Here is a 12,820-nt window from a genome sequence, read left to right as displayed (position 1 = left end):
TTTCATGTGGCGTGATCTGCAGCCAGCGCGTCGCGCGGGCCGTGCCCTGGACGAAGTCGGCCACCGCGTCCCGATGGACGGCGATTCGGGCCGAACGTGCGGCGTGCGTCGAGGTGCGGATGTCGCCGCTGCGGGCGTATTCGGTGTGCGGTCGGGCCGGGTGAGTTGGGTGCTGCCGTGGGCCTGGACGAGGTGTGGGGCGCCTCGGCGGAGCGGTTGCGTGCGCAGCTCGCGGAGGCGGGGAATTGGGAAGTGCGGTTCGCGCTCACGAGAGCGTTTCTGGCGCAACACTTCCGGCCCGAGCGCACACCGGATGCGGAAGTCGTGGCCGGGTGGAATCGTATCGTCGCGGACCGCGGGCAGGTCCGCGTCGCCGAACTGGCCGAATCCTGCGGCTGGAGTCGCAAACGGCTGTGGACCAGGTTCGAATCGCAGATCGGACTCAGGCCCAAACGCGCCGCGATGCTGGTTCGGTTCCGGCATGCGGTCGAGGGGCTGGTGGCGGGCCGGCCGGCCGCCGATGTCGCGGCCTCCTGCGGTTACAGCGATCAGGCCCATATGTCCCGGGAGATCGCGAGTTTCGCCGGGCGCACGCCGAACACGCTGGCACGGGAACCGCACACGCCGATCGGGCAGCACCGATACCGGGCCTGGGGAACATTTTTTCAAGACCCGGCGGGGGTGGTCGGCCGAAGGTGAAGGCCCGAACGAGAAAGGGCCGGCCATGGCAGACGACGATCTTCACGATTTCGAACACGCGACCTTCACCCATGAGGGCAAGTCCCGCACGATCTTTCGGCAGGGCAGCGGGCCCGCGGTGATCGTCATGGCGGAATTTCCCGGCATCTCGCCGGACGTCTTCGACTTCGCCCGGCGGGTAGCGCGCATCGGCTGTACGGCGGTGGTGCCGCATCTGTACGGCAATCCAGGGCGGGACCCGGATCCGGCCGCGCATGGCACTCTTGCCGCGCTGGCGAACGTCGCCGGTCAGTTCGGGCCGATCTGTGTCAGCCGGGAGTTCGTGGTGCTGGCGACCGGCCGCACATCCCCGGTGGTGCAGTGGCTGCGGGCGCTGGCCGCCGATGAGCATCGGCGGTGCGGCGGACCGGGAGTCGGTGCCGTCGGAATGTGTTTCACCGCAGGTTTCGCGCTGGGGATGGCTGTGGACGACCGATTGGTCGCACCCGTGCTCTCACAGCCCGGCCTGCCGCTGGGTTTCACCACCCGGCAGAAATGCTCGATCGACCTCTCGCCCGACGATCTGGAGCGCGTCAAACAGCGTTGCGGCGAGGGTCTTTCGGTGATGGGGCTGCGTTTCCGCGGTGACCGGCGCTCACCCGCGCAACGTTTCGAATTCCTGCGCCGGGAACTAGGCGACGCCTTCATCGCCATCGAACTCGACGATGCCGCCGCCAATCCGGAGGGCGTGCTGAGCGCGCATTCGGTACTCACCGAACATCTCATCGACGAACCGGGCGAACCGACTCAGGCCGCGCTGCACCGCGTCCTGGATTTCCTCGCCGAACGGCTCGACGTTCCGGGGCGCGTGAACCGGTGAGTCCGCCGCCTCACAACCAGGCGGGCAGATTCGGCAGATATCCGGTGAGTCCCACGCCCTCGCTGCGGCCGATCAACCACGCCAGCAGCTCCGCTGCGGGCCCGGAGATGGTGTCGGAAGGGTCGGGGCCCACCTTGGCGGTGAAATCGGTGTCGGTGGCGACGAGGGTGAAACTCGGCGGCGGTGGCTGATCCGGGTCGGAGGTCATCGGCTTGGCATCGGCGGGGCGATGTGCGGAGGCCGCGTGGTCGAATCCGGCGGACACCTCCGGCAGCATGCGGGCCACGAAGGCGGCCGGCCAGTCCGCGGGCCGGTAGCCGATGTTCAGGTCGACGCGGTGAATCTCGATCTCGCGCAGGCGCAACCACGGCACCACCGCGGTGGCCAGCTCCTTACCCGTGCGAGCCCGCACCCGGTACTGCCAGCGGTCCGGCGGCATGGCCCGGGCGAGGCCGAGGAAGCGATCGGCGGAGGCGCGCAGATCGCCCAGTTGCTCGGCGAGCGGGCGCGGCGCACCGGCCTCGATATCGGAATCGCGCAGCAGTTGGCTTGCGTACTGCGGGGTTTCGATGCCGGTGCGGGCCCACAGCAGCAGGTTCACCAGACCGTCGGCATTGCGGGACAGGTGGGCCAGCAGATGGCCGCGCGTCCAGCCCGGCAGCAGTGACGGTTCGGCGATATCGCTGTCGTGCAAGGTTTCCACCGCGCCGACCAGCGACTCGGTTGCCGTATGCACGGCTTCGAGCAGGTCGACGGGAACGGCTGATTCCGGCGCTTCGCTGGTCACCTGGGTGACCCTACCCAGCGCTGGGAACGCGCGCTGGGCGAACTCGATTGCCGTCGGATAACTGTTCAGGTGCCCGACAGCTGATCGTCGACTCGGCAGGATAGGTATCACCGGTGGGAACCAGGCACATGCTCCGATTCGCCCTCGCCGGCGCCGTACTCTGCGCGGCTGCCGCCTGTTCGTCCGGCGGTGGCGAACCGCAATGGCACACCGACCGGGACCGGCCGCTGACCGTATCGCTCGACGATCTGTCCGCCCGCACCGGCGGTGGTGCGGCCGTCGCCTTCGGCACCCCGGCCCACGGCCGCCTGGACCGCACCGCCGACGGTTCCCTGCGCTACACGCCGGAGCCCGGATACCAGGGCGAGGACACCTTCACGGTGACCACCTCCGATGCGGTTCACCTCTACACCACCGATATCGCGCCGCTCGGCGAGTTCGGAACCACGGTGCAGGGCAGCGGTTTCGGGTCCGCGTGGACGCCGGTGCCGGGGTCGGCCGACGAATTCTACGGACTCACCGACCGCGGCCCGAACGTCGACGGGCCCGGCAAGAACGAAAAGCTGGTTCCCATCCCGAGTTTCGTGCCGAAGATCGGCAAATTCCGGTTGACCGGAACGCGCGCGGTGCTGGAATCCACCATCGACCTGAAGAACCGTGCGGGCGTCGGCTTCAACGGACTCGTCGACACCGCGGCGTCGACCGGGGAGACCATGCGTGATCTCGACGGCCACCCCTTGCCGCCCATCGACCACGGCCTGGACCCGGAAGGATTGGTCGCGCTGCCCGACGGCACCTTCTGGGTCTCCGACGAATACGGTCCGTTCCTCGTGCACTTCGACGCATCCGGCACCGAAATCGACCGCCTCGCACCCGGTTCCGGGTTGCCGCGCGAATTGTCGCTGCGGGCGCCGAATCAGGGCATGGAAGGCCTGACCGTCACGCCGGACGGGCGGCGATTGGTCGGTGTGATTCAAAGCGGTTTGCAGACACCGGGATCGGCTTCCGCACGGGAGGTGCCGATGACCCGAATCGTCACGGTCGACTTGCAGACCCGCGCCGTAGCCGAATTCGTGTACCCGCTCGAGGATCCGAAGCGCAGACTGGCCGTCTCCGAAATCACCGCACTCGACGACCACACCTTTCTCGTGGACGAACGCGACGGCGAACTCGCGCCGAAGGCGAACAAGAAACTGTGGACGATCGATCTGAACGGCGCCACCGATATCGGACCGCGAGCCGCCGTTCCCGGCACCCGATACGATCCGAATCTCGGCCTGCTGGTCGGCGACGAACCGCTGGAAACCTATGTCGGCAAGGTATCGACCGCCGACGGGATCGCCGCGCTCGGCAAGGCGGGTATCACCCCGGTCGCGAAGAAGTCGAACCTGGATCTCGCCGGATTGGTCGCGGGGCTGAATCCGGCCGGCGCATTCTTCGGCCACGACAAAATCGAGGGGGTCGCCACCACCGACGGCGGCCGCACGCTCTACATCTCCGACGACAGTGATTTCGGATTGGCCGGAAGCAGCGGTAGCGAGCCGCCCTTCGGCCTGAAACCGAAGATCTTGCCGGACGGCCGCCAGGACACCGGCGAAATCCTGCGCGTAGATACCGGGGCGCTTCCGGCACGCACCACGACGCACACCGTCACCGTCTCGGTGGGCTAGCCGGCATTCTCAGGTTTTACCCATGTTCTGCACAAATGCATGCCAGTCGCCGCTGTCACCGTGGGTATATGAACACAATTGTCGAGGTACTGGTAATGGGCGTCATACTGGCCACCTTCGCGGCCATGGCGATCGCGGGCGCGGTGGCGGAATCGGCGCCCCGCTCACTGGTCATGCTGCGGAACGACGAGCCCGTGCGCGCTTCCGCCCGTCGCCGCTGATCACGCGCTGCGCAACCCAGATCTGCACCGCGAGCGCGATCAGCCACAGCGACATGGATCCGACCTGGATGCGCTGGGCGATGCCCAGTGCGTAATTGCCCGGCAGATTGTCGGCGATCAGCATCCAGGCCGTAGCGGTCGAGCCGATGATGAGGATCCACAATCCGGAATGCCGCAGAATCGGCCAGCGCCGATAGCGGAAGGCGGCGACGCTGAAGGCGATCATCGCCACGAATATCGACGTGACCGCGAGCGTGCTGGTCAGCGCGTGGATCTGGTGCAACTGCGGAAACATGCCGCTGTCCGACGGCGGGCACGGCGCCGAGCAGGTGTGCAACGGCCATTGCGCATCGGCGATCGTGGACGCGCCGAAACAGCCCAGCGCCACCCAGCCGACGGTCGACAAACGCCGCCGCGAGAAAACGAACATCGCCGTAATCGCGGAAATCAAGGTGAGCGAACCGGCGATGGTGTCGCCCAGGTCGAACACCCAGCGAAAAGGACGGCCCTCGGCGTCCAATTCGCTCAGGAACGACCTGATCGGATTCAGATGGATCGGCAGGACGAATTCCAGGACCCACGACGAATAGCAGACCCCCGCGACGGCGACAGCGGCCGCGATCAGTAAGCGGACCAAGCGGAACCGCACGCGCGCGGGCGCGTGGTCTCGCTCCAGTACGGCGACCGCACCGGATCGGTCCGCCGCACGATCATGCGGCTCGCTCGGCGTCATTGCCCTCGTTTCACGTCATCGCCCACGTCCGGAAGTGCCGTATTTCCGCTGCAATGTCGGCTGCACTTCCATCATGGTCTATCGATCCGACAAAGCCGACTGCACCCGATCCGCGGCGGCCATCGAATCCTCGTGTTCCCAGACCCGAACCACCAGCCAGCCCGCGGCGGTGAGCCGCGCATCGGTATCGCGGTCGCGGGCCACGTTGCCGGCCAATTTCTCGGCCCACCACTCGGCGTTGTTCTTCGGGTAGGTGGCGTGTTCGGGGCAGCAGTGCCAGAAACACCCGTCCACGTACACCGCCACCTTGCGGCGCGGGAAAACCAGGTCGGCCCGGCGGCGCAAACCCGGAAGCGGGGCGCGGTCCACGAAGTAGCGCAGGCCTCGCCGATGCAGTTCGGTACGCAACGCGGTCTCCGGGGCGGTACCCGTCCGCCGCTGCCGAGCCATCCGGGCACTGGTCACCGCGTCGGTGACGGGACGGCCGGAACTCATGCACAACCCTTACAGCGTCCACCGGCGGGCGGGTGTTCCCGGGGTCGGATTCGGTGACCTATTCGACATCTCACGCCGCCGCTGGGACGTGCGGGACACCCGCGCCCGGTCGGCCGCGCGAGTGGGCTGCGCATTATCACTCACGCCGCCGCTGGGACGTGCGGGACACCCGCGCCCGGTCGGCCGCGCGAGTGGGCTGCGCATTATCACTCACGCCGCCGCTGGGACGTGCGGGACACCCGCGCCCGGTCGGCCGCGCGAGTGGGCTGCGCATTATCACTCACGCCGCCGCTGGGACGTGCGGGACACCCGCGCCCGGTCGGCCGCGCGAGTGGGCTGCGCATTATCACTCACGCCGCCTCCTGTGGCAGGCCTCCCATGCGGATCAGGTGGTTCTCCACATCGGCGAGGAAACCGGGCGGGAAGCGCAGCGTGCCGCGGGCGGCGCGGCGCAGGAAACCGGCGGTCGCGCGGGCCGACAGCAAGCGGGCGTCGTCGAGGAACCAGCGCAGATCCTCGTACGGCTCGTGCACCGGCCACGTCGAGACCGGGACCCGATAGGCCGTGCCGGCATGACCCCAGGCCGCCGCCGGCCAGCGATGCGCGGTCAGCGGCGCGTAGTCCGCGGCCACGCCGTCGGAGGGAGACGCCAAGCGGGAGCCGATCCACGACGCCATCCGCACACTCACCGCGTTGCCGACCAGCTTCCACCGATGTCCGGGGCGGACCCCGGCGGCGGAGAGTGCGGGCGCGGTCCAATCGTGGGAAAACCCTTGCAGCCGTTCGGCATCGGTGATTCCCGGAGTGACGATCTCACCGGCCGGCAACCGGACCGCGGGCGGACTGGCGATCCCGAGCCCGGACCCGCCTTTCAGCGTCGGCACCGCGTTCACCGCCCAGCCCAGCCCGCGCACCCCCTCGGTCCAGTAGAAGCCGCACGGATCCACCTCCGGATCGCCGATCGTGCGTGGCCCCGCATCGGTTCCGAACAGCACCGGCCGCGGATCCTCCGACCGCGACGCCAGCATCAGCACCCGCTGCCGCCGCTGTGGCAGCCCGAAGGCGCGTGCGTCGACCACCCGGTAGGCCCAGGTGTAGCCCAGCTCCTCCAACGCGGCCGTGATGTGCCGCATCGCCTGTCCACGCCCCAGCTGCAACATGAACGGGACGTTCTCGATCAGCAGCCAGCGCGGGCCGCGTTTGCGCCGGACCAGCCGGAACACCTCGTCGACCAGACCCGAGCGCTCGCCGGTGATGCCCGCCGTCCGTCCCGCCTGCGACAGGTCCTGACAGGGAAATCCGGCGGCGACCAGCTCCGTCCCGGCGGGCAGCCCGCGCAGGCGGGTCACATCGGCGTGGGTCTCGACATCGGGGAAGCGGGCGGAGAGGACCGCGCGTGCGCCCGGGTCGATCTCGCAGAGCAGCTCGGTACGCCAACCGTGGGCGCTGAGCCCGAGCTCCAAACCCCCGATCCCGGCGAACAACCCGACCATCCGCGTGTTGTTCACAGCCGGTGGTCCTTTCGCCCGAATCCCCGTCGGGCACCGGCGCGGTCGCGAAGGGCCCGGGTGTGGAGGTTACTCGAGCAGGTCGAGGGCGTCAGCAATCAGTGGGTGGTGTTCTTCGGATGTGCACGGGCCCGTGGGGAAATGAGAGGCGGAGCGGGCGAGCCCAGCATGCCGGTTCCCAGCTGTGCGGTTCGGAGAGGTCGGGCGGCCCAGCGACCGAAAATCGGTTGGCGGGCGGGGGCGGCGCTGGCAATCTGGAAGGTCGTACGGGCGCTCGGTCGGGGGCCGGGGCGGTGCGGTAGTGAGCGATTCGGCGAAAGACGACCTGGCGAAGGGGGATTGTTGTGTCCGTCGCTACGACGGAGACCGTATCCGATTCGGAGGACGACAGAACCGGAACGGTCGACGAAAATCACACCACCCGAGTGACGGGTGCGGGTTCATTGCGGCGTCTGTGGCCGGAGATCCGGCCCTATCGCGCGGCGCTGTTCGGCAGCGCCGTGCTGTCGGGGCTCGGCATGCTGTGCGATATCACGTTGCCGTTCGTCACCGCGCGGATCGTCGACGGGCCGGTCGCGCAGCGGGATTTCGGCGGCATCTGGGTGCCGATCGGCCTGGTGGTGGGGCTGGCGGTGCTCAGCACGGTCACCTCGTGGTGGCGGCGGTGGATCATCGCGGCGCCCGCGAGCCGGCTGGAGGTGTCGTTGCGCGGCAAGCTTTTCCAGCGATTGCAGGTGCTGTCGGTCGGCGTCCACGACGGGATGGAGTCCGGCCAGCTCACCTCGCGGGCGATCACCGACATGTCCACCCTGCGGCGCTTCTTCGCCTTTGTCGCGCCGTCGCTGCTGTCGCTGAGTGCGACGCTGGGCGTGGGTGTGGCGCTGCTGTTCGTCTTGAGCTGGCAGATCGGGTTGATCGAACTGCTCATCGCGGTTCCGCTCGTCCTGCTCGCACTGCAATTCGAACAGGGCTACGGTCGCGCCTCCCGTCGCGCGCAGGACCAGTCCGGCCATCTCGCCACCACGGTCGAGGAATCCGCACAGGGCATTCGCGTCCTCAAGGCGTTCGGCCGCGGTCCGTGGTTCGGGGGCCAGTTCCGGGCCGAGGCGCGCGAACTGCGAACCCTCGAGCTGGCCAAGGTGCGGTTGGCGGCGCGGTTGTGGACCGCGCTGAACACGCTGTCCGCGTTGGGTATCGCGGCCGCACTCGCCATCGGCGGATATCTGCTCACCGAACAGGCGATGACGGTCGGCGCCCTGGTCGCCGGCATCACCCTGACCACCTATCTGCAGTGGCCGATCATGGGCTTCGGCTTCCTGCTGGCCGAGATGAACCACGCCCGCACCGCGGCGCAACGGTTCTGGGAGGTGATCGACACCCCCGTCGAGATCACCGACCCGGAGCATCCCGTTCCCGCGCCGCAGCCGCTGCGTGGTGAATTGCGGTTCGAGCGGGTGCGTTTCCGCTTCCCGGACGCCGACCGTGATCTGCTGCACGATATTTCGCTGCACGTGCGTCCCGGGGAGACCGTCGCGGTGGTCGGCGCCACCGGCAGCGGTAAGTCGGCGTTGCTGGGCCTGGTGCCGCGACTGTTCGACGTCGCGGCCGGTGCGGTGACCATCGACGGTATCGACGTGCGCTCGCTACGACTGGCGGATCTGCGGTCACAGGTCTCGGTGGCCTTCGAGGATCCGGTGCTGTTCTCGGCCAGCGTGCGCGAGAACATCACTCTCGGCTACCCCGACGCCGGCGAGGACCGGATCCATGCCGCACTGGATGTGGCCTGCGCCGCGCAGTTCGTCGACGAATTGCCGTGGGGTCTGCGCACCCGGATCGGGGAACAGGGTCTGAGCCTTTCCGGCGGTCAGCGGCAGCGGCTGGCGCTGGCGCGAGCCGTCCTGGACCGGCAGAAACATGCCGGCGGGCACGTCGTAGTTCTGGACGACCCGCTCTCCGCTCTGGATGTGAGCACCGAAGAACAGGTCCAGAAGCGACTGCGAGAGGCGCTGGCCGGTGCCACCGTGCTGCTGGTGGCCCACCGCCCGTCGACCGCGGCCTGGGCGGATCGGGTCGCGGTCCTCGACGGGGGCCGCATCATCGCCGACGGACCTCATGAACGACTGCTCGAAACCTGTTCGCGCTACCGGGAACTGATGGGAGGTGATCTCGATGGCGGAGAACCCGAACGAGGACGCAGCTTCGCGCACGAACACTGACCGGGCGGGCACGAGCAGCGGCCGCCCGGAAACCGCGGCCTACGAGGAGGCCGGCGGCGCCGTGGCCCTCCGCACCGACGCCGAATCCGAGGCCGACTGGCGGGGCGTGGCCGCCGAGGAAGGGGAGCAGACCGAGGCGGTCAACCTCGCCCTGGCGGCACGGTCGCGCCGCCTGCTGTGGTCGCTGATCCGTCCCTACCGCCGGTGGGCGGCCGCCGCGCTGGTGTTGATCGTGATCGACAATGCGGCCCTGGTGGCGACGCCGCTGTTCGTCGCACACGGAGTCGACACCGGTGTCGCACGCGCGCTCGACGGCGACTGGTTGCCGCTGGTGCTGGCCGTGGGCGGCATCCTCGGCTGCACCGCGCTCGGCGGCGTGACGACCTTCCTGTTCCTGCGCATCTCCGGCAGGTTGAGCCAGCAGGTGCTGTTCGATCTGCGGCTGCGGGTCTTCACGCACGTGCAGCGGCTCTCGATCGATTTCCACGAGAACTACACCTCCGGCAAGATCGTCGCGCGGCTCACCAGCGATCTGGAATCGCTCGAGGATCTGCTCGAGCGCGCGCTCAACGACGCGCTGAGCGCCGTGCTGTCGGTGGTGACGATCGCGGGAATTCTACTGTGGCTGGATATTCCGCTCGCCGCGGTGGTGCTGCTCGGTTTCGTCCCGCTGGTCTTCGTGACCCGCTGGGCACAGCGGCGTCAGCGCGCCGGCTACCGCCGCACCCGAGGCGCGATCGCGAAGGTGGTCGTGCATTTCGTCGAGACCATGGGCGGAATCCGTGCGGTGCAGGCCTTTCGGCGCGAGGAGCGCAACGAGGCCATTCTGGTCGACTCCGATGCCGAGTACCGCTCGGCCAATATCAGTGCGCTGCACGGGATGGCGGCCTACATCGGGCTGGTGCGGTTGATCAGCAATGTGACCAACGTCGTCATCCTGGTCGTCGGTGCGTGGCGAGTGATCCACGGCCACACCGAAATCGGTGTGCTAGCGGCGTTCCTGCTGTACCTGCGGCAGTTCTACGGCCCCTTGGACGAATTGGCCCAGGTGTTCAACTCCTATCAGTCCGCGGCGGCCGCGCTGGAGCGGATCTCGGGCGTGCTGGAGGAGCGGCCGAGCGTGGCCGAACCCGATGCCCCGCGTCCACTCGCGCGGGCGCGAGGTGAACTGCGCCTGAGCGATGTCGTCTTCGGCTACCCGAGCCGGGACGACGTGTCCGGCACCGCGGATCGGCCGGTGCGGTCGGTGCTGCCACGCTTCTCGCTCACCGTCGCGGCCGGCCAGGTCGTCGCGCTGGTCGGGGCCACCGGCGCCGGCAAGTCGACCCTGGCCAAGCTGATCGCGCGGTTCTACGATCCCTCGTCGGGCACGGTGTCGCTGGACGGTATCGATCTGCGCACGATCGCCGACGCGGATCTGCGCCGCGCGGTCGCGATGGTGACGCAGGAGTCGTACCTGTTCTCCGGTTCGGTCGCCGACAACATCCGGCTCGGCAGACCCGAGGCCACCGATGCCGAAGTGTTCGCGGCGGCCCGCGCGGTCGGGTTGTACGACTTCGTGATGTCGCTGCCGGACGGATTCGACACCGATGTACGCAAGCGCGGCGGGCGATTGTCGGCCGGCCAGCGCCAGCTCGTCGCCTTCGCGCGCGTCTTCCTGGCCGATCCCGCGGTGATCGTGCTGGACGAGGCCACCTCGAGCCTGGACATCCCGGGTGAGCGGCAGGTACAGCGGGCGCTCGAGACCGTGCTGCGCGGGCGCACGGCGGTGATCATCGCGCATCGCCTGTCGACCGTCGCCATCGCCGACCGGGTGCTGGTGATGGATTCCGGGCGCATCGTCGAGGACGGGACGCCCGCGGATCTGATCGCATCGACCGGACGTTTCGCCGCTCTGCACACCGCGTGGCGCGAATCGCTGGTGTAGCGCAGGTGAACAACTCGCGTGCCGCGACCACACCGCAAGCCCGGTTGTCACATACGGTAGAGGGGTGAGTAAGCCAGCCCAGGGCAATTCCGAGACCGCCCAGGCGAGCGAGGCCGCAGCGCCCCGCTGGCCGGCGGTGCTCACCTGGCGCGCGCACGACGGATCACGGATGGAATCGGTGCGCGTGGTCCTCACCGGCAACCGGATCCGCGCGTCCGGGCGCATCATCGCCGGCGGCTGCGGTGAACATCCCGCGTTCAGCGCGTCCTACGACCTCGTCACCGACGAGGTGGGACGCACCAAGCGGCTGTCGCTGCGCAGTACGGTCGCCTCGGGCGAACGCCATGCCTCGATCGCCCGGGACGAGGAGAACTACTGGCTCGTCGATGCCGGCGGCACCCACGTGCGGTCCATGTTCGGCGGCGCGCTGGATGTGGACGTGGTGCTGAGCCCGTTCTTCAACACCCTGCCGATTCGCCGTTTCGGGCTGGCGCATGCCACCGAGGACGTGCAGGTTCCGGTGGTCTACGTGCGGGTTCCGGATCTGCTCGTGCAGGAGGCGATCCTCACCTACAGCAGCGGCGCCGACGGGATCCACGTGCTCTCGCCGGTGTCGAGCGCGACCGTCACCGTCGACGACGACGGATTCGTCCTCGACTATCCGGGCCTGGCCGAGCGGGTCTGACGCGGTGCGGTCGCTCAGTCCAGCGAGCGGATCACCCCGCCCTGCCGTCCCGCATCGCGCAACCGTTCCAGCCAATCGTGGTCGCCCGGGCGGATATCGGTGATGTCCCAGCGGCGCAGGGTGTCGTATCGGTCGCGTTCGCTGTAGCCCGCGTCGATCAGTTCGCCGAGGGTGCCCTCGTCACGCAGGCTGTCGCGCGCGGCCGCGAGCAGCCGCAGCGCGTCGTCGATCGCCTCGGTGAGCGCGGCCGCGTTCGGTTCGCAGATCGCGCGCACCAGATCGGGTGCGGTCGCCGCGACCCGGGTGCCGTCGCGAAACGATCCGGCGGCCAGGCCCAGTGCCAGATCGCCGCCCGCGGCCCCCGCGACCGCCAGCGCCTCGGCCAGCACGTGCGGCAGATGCGAGATCCGTGCCACCGCACGGTCGTGTTCGTCCGCCAGGACCGGCACCACGATCGCACCGCAGTCCAGCGCCAGCCGCGCGACCCGGTTCCACGGCTCGGCGCGGGTGCCCGGATCCACGCCGACCGCCCAGGCCGCGTCGCGAAACAGGTCGGGAGACGATGCGGCCCAGCCGGATTCGGCCGTCCCCGCCATCGGATGCCCGCCGACGTAGTACGCGCCCAGTTCCTGCCGGTGCACCTCGACGCGCACCGGTTCCTTCACGCTCACCACATCGGTGAGCGTGCAGTCGGGCGCGAATGTCTTCACATCCGCGAGAACGGTATCGATGGCCGGCATCGGCACCGCCAGCACGATCAGCGCATCGTCGGCGGCGGCCCGGGACAGCACCGCCGCGATGTCGGATTCGACGTCGAATCCGTCGGCCCGGGCGGCCTGCGCACCCGGGGCCGACCGGTTGTAACCCCAGGCCCGGTAGCCGGCCGCGGTCGCCGCGCGCAGCAGCGAACCGCCGATCAAACCCGTACCCAGTACGCACACCGAGGAATTCCGATCGCCCGTCATCGGATCAGATTCGCATACGACTTCAACATTTCCGCCGAAGCCGACTACCGTTGCG

11 protein-coding genes are annotated in these 12,820 nt (G+C 68.9%); 6 read left to right on the top strand and 5 right to left on the bottom strand.

The window, feature by feature from the left end:
* Positions 1 to 177 precede the first annotated feature (177 nt).
* Both A5780_RS21795 and A5780_RS21790 read left to right on the top strand, forming a co-directional pair.
* Positions 178 to 699 carry an AraC family transcriptional regulator gene (locus tag A5780_RS21795; protein WP_064909432.1) on the top strand — a complete coding sequence of 174 codons (522 nt, stop codon included), beginning with the start codon at positions 178 to 180 and terminating at the stop codon, positions 697 to 699.
* 25 nt (positions 700 to 724) lie between these two features.
* Positions 725 to 1,558 (top strand): dienelactone hydrolase family protein, encoded by an 834-nt coding sequence (locus A5780_RS21790; RefSeq protein ID WP_063010832.1) that lies wholly within the window; start codon positions 725 to 727, stop codon positions 1,556 to 1,558.
* Positions 1,559 to 1,568: 10 nt separating this feature from the next.
* Here A5780_RS21790 and A5780_RS21785 read toward each other — a convergent pair whose 3' ends face one another.
* Complete coding sequence (locus A5780_RS21785; protein ID WP_064909431.1) at positions 1,569 to 2,345, bottom strand: maleylpyruvate isomerase family mycothiol-dependent enzyme; 777 nt, start codon at positions 2,343 to 2,345, stop codon at positions 1,569 to 1,571.
* A gap of 113 nt (positions 2,346 to 2,458) precedes the next feature.
* Between A5780_RS21785 and A5780_RS21780 the strand changes: the two genes are divergently transcribed.
* Complete coding sequence (locus tag A5780_RS21780) at positions 2,459 to 4,015, top strand: esterase-like activity of phytase family protein (protein WP_231983044.1); 1,557 nt, start codon at positions 2,459 to 2,461, stop codon at positions 4,013 to 4,015.
* Between the two features lie 171 nt (positions 4,016 to 4,186).
* Here the strand turns inward: A5780_RS21780 and A5780_RS21775 are convergent, their stop codons facing one another.
* From A5780_RS21775 to A5780_RS21765, 3 genes are all read right to left on the bottom strand, one after another.
* Positions 4,187 to 4,969, bottom strand: coding sequence for a DUF998 domain-containing protein (locus A5780_RS21775; RefSeq protein ID WP_082856748.1), 783 nt, complete (start codon positions 4,967 to 4,969; stop codon positions 4,187 to 4,189).
* 78 nt (positions 4,970 to 5,047) lie between these two features.
* Positions 5,048 to 5,464 carry a very short patch repair endonuclease gene (locus tag A5780_RS21770; protein WP_063010836.1) on the bottom strand — a complete coding sequence of 139 codons (417 nt, stop codon included), beginning with the start codon at positions 5,462 to 5,464 and terminating at the stop codon, positions 5,048 to 5,050.
* Between the two features lie 350 nt (positions 5,465 to 5,814).
* Entirely contained in the window at positions 5,815 to 6,957 is a 1,143-nt protein-coding gene (locus A5780_RS21765; RefSeq protein ID WP_064902800.1) for a DNA cytosine methyltransferase, read from the bottom strand.
* Positions 6,958 to 7,316: 359 nt separating this feature from the next.
* Between A5780_RS21765 and A5780_RS21760 the strand changes: the two genes are divergently transcribed.
* From A5780_RS21760 to A5780_RS21750, 3 genes are all read left to right on the top strand, one after another.
* The gene (locus A5780_RS21760; protein WP_082976630.1) at positions 7,317 to 9,188 is read left to right on the top strand and encodes an ABC transporter ATP-binding protein; all 1,872 of its coding nucleotides are present in this window, start codon (positions 7,317 to 7,319) and stop codon (positions 9,186 to 9,188) included.
* Positions 9,142 to 11,115, top strand: a complete 1,974-nt coding sequence (locus A5780_RS21755; protein ID WP_082976633.1) for an ABC transporter ATP-binding protein — start codon at positions 9,142 to 9,144, stop codon at positions 11,113 to 11,115. Before A5780_RS21760 ends, A5780_RS21755 begins: the two co-directional genes overlap by 47 nt.
* Positions 11,116 to 11,179: 64 nt before the next feature.
* Positions 11,180 to 11,800 carry a putative glycolipid-binding domain-containing protein gene (locus A5780_RS21750; RefSeq protein WP_030516859.1) on the top strand — a complete coding sequence of 207 codons (621 nt, stop codon included), beginning with the start codon at positions 11,180 to 11,182 and terminating at the stop codon, positions 11,798 to 11,800.
* 14 nt (positions 11,801 to 11,814) lie between these two features.
* Here the strand turns inward: A5780_RS21750 and A5780_RS21745 are convergent, their stop codons facing one another.
* Positions 11,815 to 12,765 (bottom strand): prephenate dehydrogenase, encoded by a 951-nt coding sequence (locus tag A5780_RS21745; RefSeq protein WP_063010855.1) that lies wholly within the window; start codon positions 12,763 to 12,765, stop codon positions 11,815 to 11,817.
* Between the last annotated feature and the right edge of the window lie 55 nt (positions 12,766 to 12,820).

The sequence above is a fragment of the Nocardia sp. 852002-20019_SCH5090214 genome, assembly GCF_001665865.1.
Lineage (GTDB): Bacteria > Actinomycetota > Actinomycetes > Mycobacteriales > Mycobacteriaceae > Nocardia > Nocardia nova.
This window is presented reverse-complemented; position numbering and strand designations above follow the sequence as displayed.

What these genes read in the sequence shown, in the direction of transcription:
- A5780_RS21765 (WP_064902800.1), bottom strand. Translation starts at nt 6,957, where the DNA reads ATGGTCGGGTTGTTCGCCGGGATCGGGGGTTTGGAGCTCGGGCTCAGC.
- A5780_RS21770 (WP_063010836.1), bottom strand. Translation starts at nt 5,464, where the DNA reads ATGAGTTCCGGCCGTCCCGTCACCGACGCGGTGACCAGTGCCCGGATG.
- A5780_RS21775 (WP_082856748.1), bottom strand. Translation starts at nt 4,969, where the DNA reads ATGACGCCGAGCGAGCCGCATGATCGTGCGGCGGACCGATCCGGTGCG.
- A5780_RS21755 (WP_082976633.1), top strand. Translation starts at nt 9,142, where the DNA reads ATGGCGGAGAACCCGAACGAGGACGCAGCTTCGCGCACGAACACTGAC.
- A5780_RS21790 (WP_063010832.1), top strand. Translation starts at nt 725, where the DNA reads ATGGCAGACGACGATCTTCACGATTTCGAACACGCGACCTTCACCCAT.
- A5780_RS21745 (WP_063010855.1), bottom strand. Translation starts at nt 12,765, where the DNA reads ATGACGGGCGATCGGAATTCCTCGGTGTGCGTACTGGGTACGGGTTTG.